The organism is Deminuibacter soli (assembly GCF_003412455.1).
GTDB lineage: Bacteria > Bacteroidota > Bacteroidia > Chitinophagales > Chitinophagaceae > Deminuibacter > Deminuibacter soli.
The window spans coordinates 242,644-261,562 of record NZ_QTJU01000005.1 but is presented as its reverse complement, the minus strand read 5'-3'; the positions used below and the strand labels follow the sequence as shown (position 1 = coordinate 261,562).

Sequence of the window (18,919 nt, the reverse complement as noted above, 5' to 3'; positions counted from 1 at the left end):
GCCTTTGCGTTGAAAAAAAAGACAAAAGAACTTAACTGGATGGCCTGATGTAACCGCCGTACAAAACCATTCCACCTTAATTGAAGAAAATGAAACCGAATAACGCATTGTTTGCAAAAGAACTGGTGATGCCTGCGCTGAAACAGTCTTTTGTTAAACTGAATCCTAAAAGCATGTTCCGCAACCCGGTAATGTTTACCGTAGAACTGGGTACTGCCATCATGCTGTTTGTTACCGCCTGGTCGTTCCGGGTAAAAGATGCTACTGTTGGCAGTTTTGGATATAATCTCGCCATATTTATCATTTTACTGCTTACCCTGCTGTTCGCCAATTTTGCGGAAGCCATTGCAGAGGCACGTGGTAAAGCCCAGGCCGATAGCCTGCGCAAAACCAGGGAAGAAACACCTGCTAAAAAACTCATGGCAGCAGGCGGGATCTTCACCGATGAAATAAGAACCGTGCCTTCCTCACAGTTGCAGAAAGGTGATGTGTTTATCTGCGAAGCAGGCGATACCATTCCCATGGATGGTGAAATTATACAGGGCCTGGCCACCATTGATGAAAGCGCCATTACCGGCGAAAGCGCGCCCGTAGTACGTGAAGCGGGTGGCGACAAATCATCTGTAACCGGCGGCACCAAAGTGCTCAGCGATAAAATTAAAGTGAAAGTAACCACCGAACCTGGTGAAAGCTTTCTCGACAAAATGATTGCACTGGTAGAAGGTGCTTCACGGCAGAAGACCCCTAATGAAATTGCCTTAACCATCCTGCTGGCCAGCTTCACACTCATCTTCGTGATCGTGTGTGTAACACTGAAGCCTTTCGCCGACTATGCAAACACCACCATCAGCATCGCTGCTTTTATCTCCCTGTTCGTTTGTCTGATACCCACTACCATCGGTGGTTTACTGAGTGCCATTGGTATTGCCGGCATGGACAGGGCGCTGCGTGCCAACGTGATCACCAAAAGCGGTAAGGCAGTAGAAACTGCAGGTGACGTAGATGTGCTGCTGCTCGATAAAACAGGTACCATCACCATCGGTAACCGCAAAGCCACCCATTTCTGGCCCACAGCCGGTGTAGATGACAACAGCTTTACCGAAGCCTGTGTGCTGGCTTCCCTGGCAGATGAAACACCGGAAGGTAAATCCATCATTGAACTGGCAGGCGGCATCAATGGCCACGCCTATTCAACCAATGGTGCGCGTTTTATAGAATTTACCGCAGAAACAAGAAGCAGTGGTATTGATCTGCCTTCAGGTATCCGTGTACGCAAAGGTGCATTCGATGCCATCCGCAACCTGGTAACCAAAGCAGGCAACAACTTCCCGAAAGATACGGCAGACAGGGTACGCGACATCGCCTCAAATGGCGGTACACCGCTGGTGGTAAGCCGCAACGAACAGGTGCTGGGTGTTATTGAGCTGCAGGATATTATTAAACCCGGCATACAGGAACGTTTTGAACGCCTGCGCAAAATGGGCGTAAAAACCGTGATGGTAACAGGTGATAACCCCCTCACCGCAAAATTCATTGCAGGCAAAGCAGGTGTAGATGATTTTATTGCAGAGGCCAAGCCGGAAGATAAAATGAACTACATCAAAAAAGAACAGGTGAGTGGCAAGCTGGTGGCAATGATGGGCGATGGTACCAACGACGCACCCGCACTGGCACAGGCCGATGTTGGCGTAGCCATGAACAGCGGTACACAGGCTGCAAAAGAAGCCGGTAACATGGTCGACCTTGACAATGACCCCACCAAGCTCATTGAAATTGTAGAGATCGGTAAACAGCTGCTCATTACACGCGGTACCATCACTACCTTCTCCATTGCGAACGACGTGGCCAAGTATTTCGCCATTGTGCCTGCGCTCTTCATTACATCTATTCCGGCCCTGCAGGGTTTGAATGTGATGCACCTGAAAAGCCCCGAAACAGCGATACTGGCGGCGGTTATTTTCAATGCACTCATCATTCCTATCCTTATTCCGCTGGCTTTGCGTGGCGTGGCTTACAAACCCATCGGCGCAAGTGCGCTGCTGCGCCGCAACCTGCTGCTATATGGTGTAGGTGGTGTTGTTGCACCATTCATTGGTATCAAACTGCTCGATCTGCTGCTGGGTGTATTTATGTAACCGGCTCAGTTAATAAGAATTGTATTGTTCGAAGCATGCGGCTCGAAGCGCGCAGCTCAGTTTAAACTTTCGTAACATGAAAAAGTATTTGCTCCCCTCAATAAAAATAACCGTGGCTTGCCTGGTGTTGTTTGCAGGCATTTACCCGCTGCTTATTGCAGCTGTTGGTAAACTTGCTCCCGGCGGCGGTGATGGTGAAAAAGTAATGGTAAACGGCAAAGTAGTGGGTTACGCCAATATAGGGCAGAAGTTCACAGCCGATAAATATTTCTGGGGCCGCCCTTCTGCGGTAGACTACAATGCTGCCGGCTCGGGCGGTTCAAACAAAGGGCCTTCTAACCCTGATTATCTCAAAACCGTACAGGATCGCATCGACACCTTCCTCGTACACAATCCCGGTGTGGAGAAAAATGAAATCCCTGCCGAACTGGTAACCGCATCAGGCAGTGGCCTTGATCCCGATATTTCACCTGAAGGTGCTTATGTGCAAATCACCCGTGTGGCTGCTGCACGCAAAATGCCCGCTGCTGCCGTGCGCCAGCTGGTAGATGCAAGCATCCGGAAACCCCTCCTGGGTATGCTCGGCCCTTCAAAAGTAAATGTATTGAAACTGAACGTAGCACTGGATAAGCTGAAATAATACAATCAAACCGGCAGTGGTTGCAGGCTGTTTTGTTGACCTGCCTGTTGTATGATCAATGGCTGCTGTTTTTGCAAGCCCTAAACCCTTGCCTGCAGCTGCTCCCGGTTTGTTTAACTATTGATAACATGAATTACTACCGCATTATACTGGTGATCGCCGCTTTTATACTCGCCGCTATAAAAGCACGTTCACAAACCGTATTGTACAATGGGTTGCTCAACGGCGATACTTCGCAGCCCGCCAGGTTAACGCTGGAAGGCTATGTAGATGCCTATTTTGCATTCGATGGCAACCAGCCCAAAACATCAGACAGGTTGTATGTTGTATCCAATTCACGGCACAATGAAATCAACATCAACCTGGCCTATATCAGTCTCAAATACACGGCCGCCCGTTTCAGGGCTACGTTAACGCCGGGCTTTGGTACTTACATGAATGCCAACTATGCTGCCGAGAAAGTAACCCTCCGTAACCTGGTAGAAGCCAACATCGGTTTTAAACCTTTTGCAGGTAAAAACATATGGGTGGATGTGGGCGTACTGCCCTCGCCCTACACATACGAATCGGCCATTTCTTTTGATCAGCTCCTGTACTCAAGATCCATGGCTGCCGAGAATGTGCCGTACTATTTAACAGGCGCAAGGGTAAGCGTACCGCTTACGGCAAAACTTACTGCCAACCTGTACCTGCTCAATGGCTGGCAGGTGATCAACGATATAAACAACCCGCTCGGTTTCGGCAGCAACCTCGAATACAAACCAACCGGCAACCTTGCCCTGGACTGGAATGTGTATGCAGGTAACGAAGGTTCTGAAACACATCCTGATTTTAAAAACAGGTACTTCACCGACATATATGCCAACTGGCAGCCGGGTGAAAAAATCAGCCTGTCTGCCGATGTGTACGGTGGCATACAACAGCGGCACCTCGCAGATCATAGCCTCGGTAAAGACAAATGGTGGCAGGCCAATGCCGCGGTGAAATATGCCTTTAACAAAGTGCATTCCCTGTCTGCAAGGGCAGAGTATTTCAGTGATCCGCACGATGTGTTGTTGCAGCCCGTAACCAATGTAACCGGCTTTAGTACGTATAGCGAGAGCTTGTGTTATAACCTCAATATCGATCAGCATGTATTGTTCCGCGTGGAAGGCAGGTACTTCCAGTCGCCCGGCAGCGTATACGTTTCTGCTGATCAGCACCCCGTAAAAAACAACTTTTTGATAGTAGCTGGCTTAACAGCAAGATTTTAAATTTCAACAGACAAATGAAAAAGCAATTGCTCTCAGGCGCGTTGGTGCTTGGTTCGGTAATAGCGAACGCACAAACTGCAGAACCCAAAACAGAACGGCAGATTATTGTAGAAGAGGTAAAGAAGGAACTACTTGATTCCCTGAAAAAAAATCCCTCACTGCTGGATAAAAATGAAGAGCCGGCTGCTGTTACTACCAAAGGTGAATCCTTTGCAGATGGTGATTTCAGCTGGATTAACGGTAACGACCGCAGGCATAAATCTTTGCTGGATACCAGGTATTTCACCCCCATCTTTATGTTCGATGGAAACTACAACTACTCCTTTCACAACCCCATTGATCATACCGTAGTTGGCTCAACCGCCCTTGCACGTACCAACGAGTTCCAGGTTTCTGACATTGTGATTGGTGGTGAGTTTCATGCAAACAACGTGCGTGGTAAACTGGTTACGCAGTTCGGCACCCGCTCAACAGTGGTGCCCCGTAACGATTACAGCATTTATCGTGGCCAGTACGACCTCGCCAATGTGTACCGCTACATCAGCGAAGCATACGGCGGGTATCATTTCAACGCGCTGCATGGCATTAACGTGGATATGGGTTTATTCATGTCGTACGTTGGCTTGTTCAGCTACTACAACAACGAGAACTGGGCTTACCAGCCATCCTTTACTTCAGACAATACACCGTGGTTCTTCAACGGTATGCGTATACAGATTTTCCTGAGCAACAAACTGAAGATAGAACCCTGGATCATCAACGGCTGGCAGTCATACGGCAAGTTCAATGAAATGCCGGGCTTCGGTGGCCAGGTATTATGGCGCCCGAAAGAATACCTGCAGTTATTGTCTAACAACTACTACGGTGCCGATGCAGCAGGTATTCCAGGCAGAAAGCGTTACCATACCGATAACAGCTTCCTGTTGCGTTATTACAACAAACCGCAGTCAAAAGGCTTAAGCCGTGCAGCCTTCTCCGTTACAGGTGATCTGGGTTTTGAAAATGGTGGTGGTGTGCAGCCCTTTGGCGGAGATTCTTCCAAGCCGTCACAGAACTTCATCAGCGGCATGGTGTACAACAGGCTTTGGTTTAACAAAAACACAATCGGCGTAACGCTTGGTGGTGGTTTTATTCACAACCCCGGCCGTTACCTGGTATTGCTGCCAACAGGCGATGCCAGCCCGCTGCCCAACCCAAACAACCCTACGCAAACAGTAGGTACACATCCTTTCACCGCAAACCCTGGTGATAAATTCAATGGCTTTGATTGCTCTGCCACGTTCGACTGGATGCCGAACGATTATATTACCTGGCGCCTTGAATTTGTAAACAGGAATGCCGATGTGCCTTATTTCGCAGGCCATGGCGGCGTAACCTCGCCTACAGGTTATACCACAACACCGGTTCCTGCAGACTGGCGCCCCGACCTGGTTAAACATGAATCAAGACTGGTACTGGCTGTACTGGTTCGCCTGTAAGCGGTCCGGATTCAATTTGAGGCAAAGCAAACGCATTGCGTTCCCGGCAAGAAGGGAACGTAATGCGATTTGCTTTTACGGAAAGCCCGGTTAACCGTGCAGCCGTTGCACTTTCAACTATCTTTGTTAAAGCAGAATAATCGCATATGCCCGAAGAAAACAGCGCCGATCAGCATTTCCTTGACCTGATCCGCAAAAGCAGGAGGGGTAAATTCAAAATCTATATTGGCATGAGTGCCGGTGTAGGTAAAAGCTACCGTATGCTGCAGGAAGCCCAAACCCTGATACGCAATGGCATCGATATAAAAATCGGTTATATTGAAACACACGGCCGCATTGAAACAGCAGCCCTGCTCGATGGCCTGCCTGTAATACCGCGCCGCCGCCTGTTTTACAAAGGCAAGGAGCTTGATGAAATGGACTTCCAGGCCATTCTTAATTTGCGTCCCGAAATAGTCGTGATCGATGAGCTGGCGCATACCAATATCGAAGGCAGCAAAAATGAAAAGCGCTGGCAGGATGTAATGGACATCCTCGATGCAGGCATCAACGTAATCACAGCCGTAAACATACAGCACATCGAAAGCCTCAACGATGATGTGCGCGAAATAACCGGCGTGGAAGTAACCGAGCGCATTCCCGACAATGTACTCCGCATGGCCGATGAAGTAGTTAACATCGACCTTACGGCAGATGAACTCATCAGTCGTTTAAAAGCCGGTAACATCTACGCAAAGGAAAAAGTACCCATCGCACTCAGGAACTTCTTTCAGCCCGAGAAAATACTGCAGCTGCGCGAACTGGCATTGAAAGAAGTAGCCTCGCAGGTAGAAAGGAAAATCGATACCGAGATTCCCCGCAACATCCAGAACCGCGCCGAAAGGCTCATGTGCTGCATCAGCAGTAACCACAACGTATCCAAAAACATCATCCGCAAAACAGCCAGGCTCGCCACTTACTACAACGCCAAATGGTTTGTGCTGTACGTGCAAACACCCCGTGAAGAAGCCGATAAAATTGGCCTCGCCGCACAACGGCATTTAATCAATAACTTTAAGCTGGCTACCGAAATGGGCGCCGAAGTAATACGTGTTAAAAACAGCATTGTGGGTGCCGGTATACTGGAAGCAGCGGAAGCCAATAAAATAACCACGCTTTGCATTGGAAAACCCCATATTACACTGCGGAGTATTATTTTAAGAACCGCTATTTTTAACCAGCTGCTGAAAAAGCTGAGCAGTTCTGATATTGACCTGATTATTTTATCTGAATAATATGCGATTAAAAACGAAATTGACCCTAGGGCTTGTGTTCCTGTTTATCGTAATACTCTCGTTTGGTATCATGGGCATTGTGTACATCAACCTGCTTAGTAAAGACGCGCGGCTGATTTTAAAGGATAACCACATTACGCTGGAATATTGCAACAATATGCTCAAATCACTCGAATCTGTTTCCCGCGATACTGGTGCAGTCACCGTATTTGAGCACAATTTATCCATGCAGGAAAAAAATGAAACCGAAGTAGGGGAGCGCAATGCAACCATAGAATTGCGTAAAAATTTCGACAGGCTGAAAGCCAGTCCGGGCGACAGCACTTACGCACACAACATCCGCAACGCAATTTACCGCATACAGGATTTAAACCAGCTGGCCATCCTGCGTAAAAACAAAACGGCCTCCGCCACAGCAGAGAATGCTACCTTCTGGTTAACCATCATCGTTACCATACTCACCATTGTCGCATTCACCTTTATCATCAATTTCCCCGGCATTATCTCTGCCCCGCTGCAGGCTTTATCAGAAGGTATTACAGCCATTGCAGGCAAAAACTACAGCAAACGCATATATCTTAAGCAGAGTGATGAGTTTGGCGAACTGGCCGGTGCATTCAATACCATGGCTGAAAAGCTTGATGAATATGAACACAGCAGCCTGTCGCAGATTCTGTTCGAGAAAACACGCATTGAAACCATCATCAACCAGATGAAAGATGGCATCATTGGTTTTGACGAAAAAGGGCACGTACTGTTCATGAATGCAGTAGCCGAAAACCTGTTCGGGTTGAAAGAAGCGGAAATTACCGGTCAGTACAATGCCGATATTGCCATCCGCAACGATCTTATGCGCACGCTGCTGCAAGACAGGGAGAAGAAAGAACTGAAGATCTACGCAGACGGCAAGGAAAGCTTCTTTATCAAAGATCCCATCACCGTAAACAACGGCGAACAGCTGATAGGCGAGGTAATTGTACTACGCAACATCACACCGTTTCACGAACTGGACGAAGCCAAAACCAATTTCATCGCCACCGTATCGCACGAACTTAAAACGCCCATGTCATCTATAAAAATGAGCACCCGCCTGCTCAACGATACCCGCGTAGGTGACATGAATAAAGAACAGCAGGAACTGGTAAAAAGCATCGACGATGATATAGACCGCCTCCTTAAAATCACCGGCGAACTGCTGAACATGGCGCAGGTAGAAACCGGCAACATCCAGTTGAAACTGCAGCAAACCACGCCCGAACAAGTAGTGGAAGTGGCACAGCTGGCCGTGGCTACACAGGTTGCACAACGCAACCTGCAGCTGCAGCTGTTCGTGCAAAATAACCTGCCACCCATTATGGCCGACCCGGAAAAAACATCCTGGGTACTCATTAACCTGCTTACCAATGCCATCAAATACTCCCATGAAAACGGCACCATCGAGATCACTGTAAAGCGCGACAACAACAAGGTCTTATTCGCCGTAGCTGATCATGGCAGGGGCATTGAAGAGAAATACCTCGCCCGTGTGTTCGACCGCTATTTCAAAGTACCCGGCAGCATTGAAAAAGCAGGCACCGGACTTGGCCTCGCCATATCACGCGAATTTATAGAAGCACAAGGCGGCCAGATATGGGTAAGCAGCTCCTACGGAGAAGGCAGCAGGTTTGTGTTTAGTTTGCCAGTGGTTTGATGTTTGAAGTTGCATGTTTAACGTTTCATGTTTCATGTTTAATGTTTAACGTTTCATGTTTAACGTTGCGAGTACCTTGTTATCGTATTCCCTAACTTTAAACTTCAAACTTCAAACTTCAAACATTAAACTTCAAACGATTAAGCAAAAAAACGTAGATTTAAGGTCATAGCTGCGTTCATATGAGCAAATTGTGTCAGGCATTTTTTGCCTTGTTGTTATCACCGTTCCTGGTACAGGCCCAGTCTGTAGATTCCCTGCCCGCATGGGCTTTTGGCGGTTTTGTGCGCCCGGACAGTATCAATCCCGTTATTGCACCGGTAGATAATGTATATTTTAATTGCCCTGTACTAAAACAGGCAGTGCCCTGGGAATCGAATGATACGTTTAACCCCGCAGCAGTTGTGAAAAACGGGAAGATAGTGGTGTTATACCGTGCAGAAGACCGTTCCGGCAAAGGCATTGGCGAACGTACTTCGCGCATTGGCTATGCCTCCAGTGCTGACGGACTTCACTTTGAACGCCGCGCCACACCGGTGCTGCACCCCGATAATGACGCACAAAAAGTACATGAATTTCCCGGCGGCTGTGAAGACCCGCGGGTGGCTGTTACGGAAGACGGCACCTACGTTATGTTTTACACGCAATGGAACCGCAAAGTACCGCGGCTTGGGGTGGCTACTTCAAGGGATTTGCTGCACTGGACAAAATTCGGTCCTATTTTCAGGAAGGCCTACAACGGAAAATTTTACGATACTGCCACCAAATCTGCTTCCATCGTTACACGGATAGCCAATGGCAAACAGGTGATCGCCAAAATCAAGGGTACCTACTTTATGTACTGGGGTGAGCATGGTGTGTATGGCGCAACCTCAACCGACCTGGTAAACTGGAAACCGGTATTGGATAGTGCCGGTGCATTGAAACCTTTTATCTCACCGAGGGACGGCTATTTTGACAGTGATTTAACCGAATGCGGTCCGCCGGCAGTGATCACACCGCGCGGCATATTGCTCGTGTACAATGGCAAAAACAGCGCCACCACAGGTGATAGCCGTTTTACGTCCAACAGCTATTGTGCAGGCCAGGTGTTGTTTGATATAAACGATCCCACACAGCCTGTAGCACGCCTCGACGTGCCATTTCTGCGCCCTGTGGCCAGCTTTGAAAAAAGTGGCCAGTATATAAACGGTACAGTGTTTACGGAAGGACTGGTGTACTTCAACAACAAATGGTTTTTATATTATGGCTGCGCCGATTCGCGCGTAGCTGTTGCCGTGTATGATCCTGAACATCCGGCGCTGCCCGATGCCCTGCCCGCTACTTTTACACCGCCGTTTCGCAAAAGGGCTATGGCTGCGGTTATAAAATAAGCACCAGCGTACCGCCAATGATCAGTGATGCGCCTGCAATGGTTTTCAGCGTAAGCTGCTCACCCAGGAATACAAACGACAGGATAATCGCCAAAGCCACGCTCAGCTTGTCAACCGGTGCCACCTGCGATACCTTGCCCATTTGCAATGCCTTGAAATAACAGATCCACGACAGCCCGGTAGCCGCGCCAGACAGCAACAGGAACAACCAGTTCTGTTTAGATAAATGCGTAATGCCGCTGCCGCTGCCCTTCACCAGCACAATAGCCCAGGCAACCAGTAAAATCACCACAGTCCTGATAGCCGTAGCCAGGTCAGAATCCATTTGGCGGATACCCATCTTCGCAAATACCGCCGTCAGCGCCGCGAAAAAAGCCGATAATAAAGCATACCACCACCACATAAGCTTGTTGAATTTGTTGTACTATAACTAACTGTTGTAAGTGTGCACTTGTTGTAACAACCACAATATTTATTACACCTTCAAAATGTCTTCAGAAATTCCCGGTATGTTTGCCACCAGTTATGAATACAATGGCAATAAAACGTTGGATGATCCTAGGCAGCCTGCTGTGCTGTTTGTTAGTGAAAACATGGGCGCAACCCGCTGCGGGCGCAGGTTCTGTTGAAGGTAAAGTAAAAGATTCGCTTACGGGACAGCCTGTTGAATACGCAACCATCACGCTGCTTGCTGCCGGGAGCGCCAAAGCCGTAAACGGCGCGACCACCGATGCTGCAGGTAATTTCAGCATTACAGAGGTGGCCGCAGGCACCTATTCCATACAAATTGGTTTTATCGGTTACAGCACGCAAACACTGCAGCGCATTGTTGTTGCCGCAGGCGGTACAAAAAAACTGGGCAGCATTACACTGTATAAAGAGCCCGCTGCACTGCAGGGTGTAACGGTATCTGCCACGCGCAGCCTGGTAGAAAACAAGCTGGATAAAATGGTATACAATGCCGAAAAGGATATCAGTTCCCAGGGTGGTGTTGCTACCGATGTGCTGAAAAAAGTACCGCAGATATCAGTTGACGCAGATGGCAATGTAGAACTGCAGGGCAACGGCAATATCCGCTTTCTCATCAATGGCAAGCCTTCCAGCGTTTTTGGCGCCAACCTCTCCGATGCACTGCAATCCATACCGGCCAGCCAGATTAAGAGCATAGAAGTGATCACCAGTCCGGGTGCGCGCTACGATGCAGAGGGCACCGGTGGTATCATCAATATCATTTTAAAGAAAAGTACCGTGCGTGGCATCAACGGTAACGTTAACCTTACCGGCGGTTCCCGCCTCGAAAACGGATCGCTGAACCTGAACATGCGCGAAGGCAATTTCGGTATGAATGCATTCTTCAGCGGCAACGCACAGCTGCGCAGCACTACCCGCAACAGTTTTGAGCGGCATGCCACCGATTCAACCAATACCATGCTGCTCCAGAACGGCAGCAGTGAATTTACCCGCAATGGTTTTGAAACAGGGCTGGGCTTCGACTGGAACATCACACCAAAAGACAACCTCAGCGGTAATATTGGTTTTGATCATTTCGGCACACACAATAACAGCACCAGCTATTTGCAGCAATACGCAAAGGCAGGAGACGACCCGCTCCACACCACCACGCTTGCAGCCAACAGGCTGCGGTTTAATACAGTTGACTGGGGACTGAGCTATAAAAAAACCTTTAAAAAAGAAGGAGAAGAGCTCGACGTGTTGTACAACGCCAGTTACGGCAACAACCATGTATACTACCAGCAAACCCAGCAAACTGCTGCCGGCGCTGCATTTGCGGGCAACAGTGGCGATAACCCGGGAACAGACAGGGAAATCAACATACAGGCAGATTACACCAACCCGCTTTCAAAAAGCTTCACCCTCGAAACCGGTGTAAAAGGAACTTTCCGTTCCATCGCCAGCAATGCGGCAGTACAAGCACTGGATGTCACCAACGGCGAATACCTGTACGATACCGCGCAATCCAACCAGCTGCAGTACAAACGAAAAGTATATGCAGCCTATGTTTCAGGCACGTTCGCATTGTTCCATCACTTTCTCGATGTAAAAGCCGGTACCCGTTACGAGTACACGCATGTAGATGCAGCCTACTCGCAGGCGCCGGATGTAACCGTGCCCGATTTCAGCACCTGGGCGCCTTCTGTTACCTTATTGCATAAATTGAATGAAGAGGCTTCTGTAAAACTGAGCTATACACACCGCATACAGCGTCCTGATTACCGCGTGCTCAACCCGTTTGTAAACACCGCCGATCCCAAGAATATTTCACATGGTGATCCACTGCTGAAACCCGAAATCGGCGACAACATTGAAGCAGGCTACAACCAGTCATTCAAAGGCGGCGCCAGTCTCAATGCAGCATTGTTCTATCGCAGATCCAACCACGATATACAGCCCTACGTAGTCTATTACCCCGAATACCTCGTGGGCGATTCTACCTACACCAACACGTCAGTAACCACCTATGCCAACATAGGGCTCGAAGAAAATACGGGCTTAAGCTTATATGGTTCTGTACCCATCACACATGCACTCAGCCTGCGTTCGAACGTAATGTTGTTTGAAAGACATATCATCAACCGCATCAACACCGGCAATTCAATCAGCAGTTTTAACTACCGCATCAACCTGAACGCCACTTACCAGGTCACCAGCACACTTACGGCAGAATTGTTTGGCAACTTCAATTCAGCGCGCAACGAAGTGCAGGGCAGGTATCCCTCGTTCACCTTTTATAACCTGGCCGTACGCAAACAGCTATGGCACACCAAGGGCAGCCTGGCATTAACCACCACCAACCTGTTCAACAAATACGTAAACCAGCTCACTGCTATCCGGGGAACAGGTTTCACGCAAAACACCCTTCGCCAGATACCTTTCCGTTCCATCGGTATCAGCTTTACGTATAAATTCGGCAAACTCAGCTTCAAAAAAGAAGAAGAAAAACACAACGACAGCGGCGAACCACAGCTATAGCGTGAATCGTCAGTCGTGAATCGTCAGTGCGTAAGCAAAGCTTGCACAACAAAGCATAATACAAAAGAGCGCCCCGGCGCTCTTTTGTTATTCTCCACAGCCCTTGCCGGTGTTCCCACCGGCAACACACCTCGCTAAGATCACCTCCGCAAAGGTCAACGTTAAACATCAAACATTAAACCTTAAACCATCCCGCTCAGATCATTCACTATTGCCTATTCACCAGTGATCACCACTCACCAGTAATCTCCCTGCACATCTTCTCCCTGAACTGCACAAGGTAATCCGCATTCGCCCGGGCCATTTGCTTACCTGCGGCAGTATTCATCAACGCAGGCAACTGCAGCAGTTTCACAGTAAAATGATCAAGTGCATACCTGCTGTCATTCAAAGGCCGGTTTTCACCCATCGGGTCTTCCGCGTTGAACATCGATGAATGCATAAGGCCGGCAGTATAAAACGTGCGTGCAATACCGATGGCGCCAAGCGCTTCCATGCGGTCTGCATCCTGCAGTATTTGTGCTTCATAAGTTTCGGTAGGGATACCCGCTGAAAAACTGTGTGCATGAATCGCATGATGAACCGCGGCAATTTTATCTGCAGGAAAACCCGTGAAATGTTCCTTCAGCAGAACAGCAGTTTGGTCTGCACTCAATAGGGAAGAGCAGCTTCTGTCAGGATGATTTTTGGGAAAGGAAACCAGGTCATGAAAATAGGCGGCAGTAAGTAGTACCAGGTCATCGGCCTTGTTACCTTCAGTCTGGTTAATGGCGCGACAGTTTTGCCATACACGATTAAAATGCCCCATATCATGCGCGCCGTCATCACTGTTGGCATGTGTAGTTAAATAGCTGATGAACTGTTGTTGCCAGTAAGTAAGAAGTTGCATGTCCATAACGGCTAAAGTAGCAAAAATGCGCTAACCCTGCTCAGCTGTTGAAATGAATCAGCAGCATTACAATAAAACAACCCAGCGTAACCAGGTACAGCAGACAGTGTTCAAGGGCTTCCGCCAAGCTCAACGCCCCCCCTAAATGCCATTGCCCGGTGTCCCCACCGGCAACAAATCCCCGCTTCGATCTCCGCCAAGTTCAACAGTAAACATCAAACCTTAAGCGTTAAACCATCTCCGCAAAACGGGCGAAAGCAACAACAGGTAAACCGCCTGCCGCAGGCGGTAAACACAATTGCTGCGGCGGTGGGCTTGTGGTATCTTTATCACAGAAACTGTTTACCGATTATGACAGCTGATACAATACCGGTATATGCGCTGGATGAGCACGACGCTACTGCACCTTTCATGGTTGAATACAGGGAGGGTAGGGACGATTCGGCAGATCGTACCGGCAGGGTTATGCGCCCTCACCGGCATGATTACTACGGGGTATCACTGGTAAAACAGGGATCGGGTGTGCACAGCGTTGATTTTACCGAATACCGCATACAACCCGGCACTATTATATTCATGAGCCCCGGCCAGGTACATCATGTACAGCGCGGTGCGGATGCGGATAATAAAAACACGCAGGGTATACGTATCGCCTTTACGGCCGCCTTCGCCAGGAACCACCCATTGTTGCAGCCGGGCGCCTGGGAAACCGGGCACCTGCAACCCGGTGATGCAGCCTTTGCACAACTCTGGGATATGTGCATGCAGCTGTTCGAAGAATACCGGGAGCAACAATCGCTGGGTAAGCGTATTATGGAGAACTACCTGGATATTGTGTTGTCGCGCATTTATCGCTTGTTGCAGCAGGGAGCGGAACAAACACTGCAGCCCGGCAGCAATGCAAAAATGACGCGCGACTTTCGCTCACTGGTACAGCAGCATTTTATGGAATATCGCCAGCCTGCAGCCTATGCGGCCATGCTGCATGTGTCTGCAGGCCATTTGAATGATGTGGTTAAAGCACAGACAGGCAAAACCGCCTCGCAATGGATTGCCGCCCGCGTATTGCTCGAAGCACAGCGCATGCTGGTGCATACGCACGAACCCGTAAAAGCCATTGCAGCCCTGCTGCAGTTCAATGAAGTATCCTATTTCTACCGCTTCTTTAAAAAACTTACACAGCAAACACCCGAGCAGTTCAGGGAACAAATCCGTGAAAAGTATACCTGAACCGGTATCCGGTGTACCCATTGCCTGAAAGGTATTGTTCAACTTTGTGATACAAACAACAACACATGTATCACACAATTTCCACCACAGCGCCCGTGCTCGATGTTATTCAGCAACGCTGGAGCCCCAAAGCATTTACAGCACAACCCGTAGGTAAAGCACAGCTGCAGCCTTTGTTTGAGGCGGCACGCATGGCCGCATCAGGTTTTAATGAACAGCCCTGGCAGTTTATCGTGGGTTGCAAATATGAAGATGAAACCCAGTATCAGCGGGTATTGCAATGTTTCAACGACGACAACCGCGCCTGGGCACAAACCGCACCGGTAGTAATGATCGTACTCGCCAAACTCTATTTCGATAAAAATGGTATGCCCAACCCATGGGCCTGGCACGATGTAGGATTGGCAGTAGCCCAGTTAAACCTGCAGGCTGTAAACGAAGGCATGCAGTTGAGCCAGGCCGCAGGTATACTGCATGATAAAGTGCGCGAAACATTTGGTGTGGGCGAATTGTACCAGCCCTGCACCGGCATTGCATTGGGCTATCCCGGCACCGGCGACGGGCTGAACGATAGCCTGCGCGCCAAACACCGCCATGTACGCACACGCAAACCGGTAAGCAGCTTTGTACACTACGGCATGCCGCAGTTGCCAGGGTTGACAGATGAGCAGCAACTGCAGACTTACCATCTGCTGAAAAATAAAATTGCGTTCGGCAACCTGCAGCCGATGATCGATTTCTTTCGCGGGAAGAAAGAAACAATCTGATTATTTTATTTTTGAGTGTTCGTTCAAGTATATATATTTGCTGCATGGCACGAAACAAGGCATTTGATCCTGAGGAGCGCATGCGGCTGGCGAGGAATGTTTTCTGGGAGAAGGGCTACCACGCCACTTCCATGAGCGACCTTTCAGAAGCCATGCAGTTAAACCCGGGAAGTATTTACGATACCTATGGCAGTAAACATGCCTTGTTTCTGCAATGCCTGGCAGATTATGCAGCAGAGGCGCTGGCCGATTACAAAACTGCAGCCAGCGTAACCAATTCCCCGCTGAAGGCTGTGCATTGTATCATATACCGCGCCGCAGCCAAGGTTTCGGCCGGGAAAAAGAAAATGTGCCTGGTGCCGAAAGCTACTTTTGAATTGGCCGGTGCGCATGAAGATGTGCTGGAAGTACTCAGGAAAAACAACCAGCTGGTGCAGCTGGTAAAAACGCTGCTGCAAAAAGCGCAGCAGGCAGGTGAGCTGGGCCGTGAGAAGGATGCAGGTGTGCTGGCTCATGTAATTGTAGGCAATTTTGCCGGTTTCTGGCAAATGCATGTAACAAATGAAAACAGTAAATTACTCAGGCAAATGGCCGATTGCCTGGTGCAGATGATCAGTTCCTGATCTCTTTTTTTGCTAAATATCTGAACGATCATTCAAAATAAAAATCCCAGTATGCAGAGATTACAAAACAAGGTTGCCCTGGTAACAGGAGGCAGCAGGGGCATTGGCGCGGCTATTGTAAAACGTTTGGCAGCAGAAGGCGCTGCAGTTGCTTTTACTTTTGTACACAACGAAGCAAAAGCGCAGGAAGTAGTGGCGCAGGTAGTGGCAGATGGTGGCAGGGCCATTGCAATCAAGGCCGATAATACCAATGCCGCAGAACTCACGGCTGCTGTAGATAAAGCAGCGGCACAGCTGGGCGCACTGGATATATTGGTGAACAATGCCGGCATCTTCAGCGCAAAACCTGTTGACGCCTATTCGCTCGCTGAGTTTGATGAAATGATGTCTGTAAACGTGCGCGCCGTATTTATAGCAGTCCAGGCCGCACTCAAACACCTCCCCGCAGGCGGCCGTATCGTAACTATTGGCAGCAATGTGTCTGTGCGGCCCGGGCGCCCGGGCATGAGCGTATACGCCATGAGCAAGTCTGCATTGATCGGCTTAACCAGGGGGCTCGCGCGCGACCTGGGTACGCGCAAAATTACGGTGAACCTGGTAGAGCCTGGTCCTACCGATACGGATATGAACCCTGCTACCGGTGAAAAAGCCGATTTGCTGCGCCAGGCCATGGCCATTCCGCAATACGGCAAAGCCAGCGATATTGCTGCCATGGTAGCCTTGCTGGCATCTGGGGACGGCAGTTTTGCAACGGGTGCTGTGTTAACGGTTGACGGGGGATTAACTGCTTAGCGATGATGCTGGTATAATTAAGTAATGCGTGGCCGGCCGGTAAGGAGGAAAAAAATTTCAAGAAATATCGAATTATTTCAATATTTCTATTTAGTTTTATGCTGAATTACCGGCCACCATGGATAACAGGAAGTTTGAGAAAATATCAAAAGCCTTGAGCGATGCCAGCAGGCTCTCTATTCTGCAACAGTTTAAAAAGAAGCAGGATTGCGTGTATTGCACGGAGGTGCATGATCTGCTCGACCTGGCGCAACCTTCCATCTCTCATCACCTGAAACAGCTGGTAGACGCAGGTTTGCTGATTCCCGAAAAGGAAGGGCGTAACCTGAAGTACACCCTTAACGAAACCGTGCTGGATGACTACATTACCAGCCTGCAGCGATTGAAATTGTGATCCGGTTCCTGATTTTTCTGCGTACTTATTGATGCGTTCTTGCCACCAGTAACATGCCGCTTGCGGTGCTGTACTGCTTTCCCTTTAGCTTATTAATTGAAACATTTAGATATTTAGATGAAAAAATCAATCTACATCATGGCGCTTGGCGCCTTCGGCATCATCACCACCGAATTCGGGGTAATCGGGATAATGCCTGCCATCGCAAAATCATTTGGCATATCTATAGATACAGCGGGCTGGCTGCTCAGCGGCTTTGCCCTTACCATAGCATTAACCGGTCCGTTCACCACCTTGCTTACCGCGAAAGTGAACCGTAAAACCATGATGTGCCTGGTGCTGGCCACGTTTGTGCTGTCCAATGCCTTGTCTGCCGTGGCCCCCAATTTTACCGTACTCATGATTGCACGCATTCTGCCCGCTTTTCTGCACCCGGTGTTCTGGGCAGTGGCAACAGTGGCCGCTTCAAAACAGGTTGAGCCGAAAGATGCACCAAAGGCCGTATCGGTTGTGCTGGGTGGTTTAAGTATTGCCACAGTACTCGGTGTGCCCATTACAACCTATGTGGCCGATGTGTTTAACTGGCAGACTTCCTTCGTGGTTTCAGGTATAATTAACCTGGTGGCTTTTGCAGCGCTGGTGTTGTTTGTTCCATCCATGCCTGTAACTGAAGATACTTCTGTGCGCCATCAGCTGGTTATCCTGCGCAAACCACAGCTGTGGCTGAATCTTACCGCTACACTCATTATGATAGCAGGTATGTTTTCAACCTATGGTTACCTCGCCGAATACCTCGGCAAAATTACCCGGATGAATGGCGGTGAAATAAGCCTGATGTTATTGTTGTTTGGTGCAACAGGTATTGTGGGCAACTGGCTTACCGGTATTGCGCTGAGTAAAAATGTGCTGCTTACTACCCGTTTGTTTTTATTGTCGCTGGTGCTGGTGCATCTGCTGGCTTACAGTTTCGGCGGTTTGTTTGTGCCCATGGCCATCATTATTTCCATCTGGGGTTTTATTCATACAGGCGGTTTCCTGATTGGCCAAACGCGCTCTACTTCAGAAGCACCCGAAGCGCCGGAGCTGGCTGCAAGCCTGATGGTATCGTTCGGCAACGCAGGTGTAACGCTGGGTACGTTATTGGGTGGCGCCATTATTACCTTATATAATGTGCATGAAATTATATGGATAAGCATGGCGTTGTTTATGCTCACATTCGGTTTAAGTTTTATTACCATCGGCCAAAAGCGAACAAGTGTAAGTGAGGAAGAAACGGTAAACAGTCCTGCACCGCAACCCGTTTTAGAGTAGCCATTGCTTCCTCTAATAAATCAATATTTTTTCGATCATCTGTTCAAAAAAACGGGTTACATCTTAAAATTTAACTACA

At 48.9% G+C, this 18,919-nt stretch carries 16 protein-coding genes; 14 read left to right on the top strand and 2 right to left on the bottom strand.

Features of this window, described 5'->3' with window-relative positions:
• Nucleotides 1-89 precede the first annotated feature (89 nt).
• The 7 genes from kdpB to DXN05_RS15480 all read left to right on the top strand — a co-directional run bounded on the left by kdpB (nucleotide 90) and on the right by DXN05_RS15480 (nucleotide 9,843).
• Nucleotides 90-2,135: a potassium-transporting ATPase subunit KdpB gene (kdpB, locus tag DXN05_RS15510; RefSeq protein ID WP_116848184.1), complete on the top strand. Its 2,046-nt coding sequence runs from the start codon at nucleotides 90-92 to the stop codon at nucleotides 2,133-2,135.
• 76 nt (nucleotides 2,136-2,211) lie between these two features.
• Nucleotides 2,212-2,775, top strand: a complete 564-nt coding sequence (locus tag DXN05_RS15505; protein WP_116848183.1) for a K(+)-transporting ATPase subunit C — start codon at nucleotides 2,212-2,214, stop codon at nucleotides 2,773-2,775.
• 128 nt (nucleotides 2,776-2,903) lie between these two features.
• Nucleotides 2,904-4,028, top strand: coding sequence for a porin (locus tag DXN05_RS15500; protein WP_147313935.1), 1,125 nt, complete (start codon nucleotides 2,904-2,906; stop codon nucleotides 4,026-4,028).
• Between the two features lie 14 nt (nucleotides 4,029-4,042).
• Nucleotides 4,043-5,506, top strand: coding sequence for an outer membrane beta-barrel protein (locus DXN05_RS15495; protein WP_116848181.1), 1,464 nt, complete (start codon nucleotides 4,043-4,045; stop codon nucleotides 5,504-5,506).
• A 146-nt stretch (nucleotides 5,507-5,652) separates the two neighbouring features.
• On the top strand, nucleotides 5,653-6,780 hold the full coding sequence (locus DXN05_RS15490; RefSeq protein WP_116848180.1) for a sensor protein KdpD: 1,128 nt from the start codon (nucleotides 5,653-5,655) through the stop codon (nucleotides 6,778-6,780).
• A gap of 19 nt (nucleotides 6,781-6,799) precedes the next feature.
• Nucleotides 6,800-8,470 (top strand): sensor histidine kinase, encoded by a 1,671-nt coding sequence (locus DXN05_RS15485; RefSeq protein WP_245975222.1) that lies wholly within the window; start codon nucleotides 6,800-6,802, stop codon nucleotides 8,468-8,470.
• Between the two features lie 182 nt (nucleotides 8,471-8,652).
• Nucleotides 8,653-9,843, top strand: coding sequence for a glycoside hydrolase family 130 protein (locus DXN05_RS15480; protein ID WP_116848178.1), 1,191 nt, complete (start codon nucleotides 8,653-8,655; stop codon nucleotides 9,841-9,843).
• Here DXN05_RS15480 and DXN05_RS15475 read toward each other — a convergent pair.
• Nucleotides 9,833-10,246, bottom strand: a complete 414-nt coding sequence (locus DXN05_RS15475; RefSeq protein WP_116848177.1) for an EamA family transporter — start codon at nucleotides 10,244-10,246, stop codon at nucleotides 9,833-9,835. The two genes, DXN05_RS15480 and DXN05_RS15475, sit on opposite strands and share 11 nt — an antisense overlap.
• A gap of 149 nt (nucleotides 10,247-10,395) precedes the next feature.
• Between DXN05_RS15475 and DXN05_RS15470 the strand changes: the two genes are divergently transcribed.
• Nucleotides 10,396-12,834 carry a TonB-dependent receptor domain-containing protein gene (locus tag DXN05_RS15470; RefSeq protein WP_158559271.1) on the top strand — a complete coding sequence of 813 codons (2,439 nt, stop codon included), beginning with the start codon at nucleotides 10,396-10,398 and terminating at the stop codon, nucleotides 12,832-12,834.
• A 229-nt stretch (nucleotides 12,835-13,063) separates the two neighbouring features.
• On the opposite strand, the gene DXN05_RS15465 is transcribed toward DXN05_RS15470, so the two are convergent.
• Nucleotides 13,064-13,729 carry a phosphohydrolase gene (locus DXN05_RS15465; RefSeq protein ID WP_116848175.1) on the bottom strand — a complete coding sequence of 222 codons (666 nt, stop codon included), beginning with the start codon at nucleotides 13,727-13,729 and terminating at the stop codon, nucleotides 13,064-13,066.
• 345 nt (nucleotides 13,730-14,074) lie between these two features.
• Between DXN05_RS15465 and DXN05_RS15460 the strand changes: the two genes are divergently transcribed.
• The 6 genes from DXN05_RS15460 (at nucleotide 14,075) to DXN05_RS15435 (ending at nucleotide 18,840) form a co-directional block, all read left to right on the top strand.
• The gene (locus DXN05_RS15460; protein WP_116848174.1) at nucleotides 14,075-14,953 is read left to right on the top strand and encodes an AraC family transcriptional regulator; all 879 of its coding nucleotides are present in this window, start codon (nucleotides 14,075-14,077) and stop codon (nucleotides 14,951-14,953) included.
• Between the two features lie 65 nt (nucleotides 14,954-15,018).
• A complete protein-coding gene (locus DXN05_RS15455) occupies nucleotides 15,019-15,720 on the top strand; it encodes a nitroreductase family protein (RefSeq protein WP_116848173.1) in 702 nt (233 codons plus the stop codon).
• Between the two features lie 44 nt (nucleotides 15,721-15,764).
• A complete protein-coding gene (locus tag DXN05_RS15450; protein WP_116848172.1) occupies nucleotides 15,765-16,343 on the top strand; it encodes a TetR/AcrR family transcriptional regulator in 579 nt (192 codons plus the stop codon).
• Nucleotides 16,344-16,394: 51 nt separating this feature from the next.
• Nucleotides 16,395-17,135 carry an SDR family NAD(P)-dependent oxidoreductase gene (locus tag DXN05_RS15445; RefSeq protein ID WP_116848171.1) on the top strand — a complete coding sequence of 247 codons (741 nt, stop codon included), beginning with the start codon at nucleotides 16,395-16,397 and terminating at the stop codon, nucleotides 17,133-17,135.
• A gap of 118 nt (nucleotides 17,136-17,253) precedes the next feature.
• Complete coding sequence (locus DXN05_RS15440; RefSeq protein WP_116848170.1) at nucleotides 17,254-17,529, top strand: ArsR/SmtB family transcription factor; 276 nt, start codon at nucleotides 17,254-17,256, stop codon at nucleotides 17,527-17,529.
• A gap of 117 nt (nucleotides 17,530-17,646) precedes the next feature.
• A complete protein-coding gene (locus tag DXN05_RS15435; protein ID WP_116848169.1) occupies nucleotides 17,647-18,840 on the top strand; it encodes an MFS transporter in 1,194 nt (397 codons plus the stop codon).
• The last annotated feature ends 79 nt before the right edge of the window (nucleotides 18,841-18,919 follow it).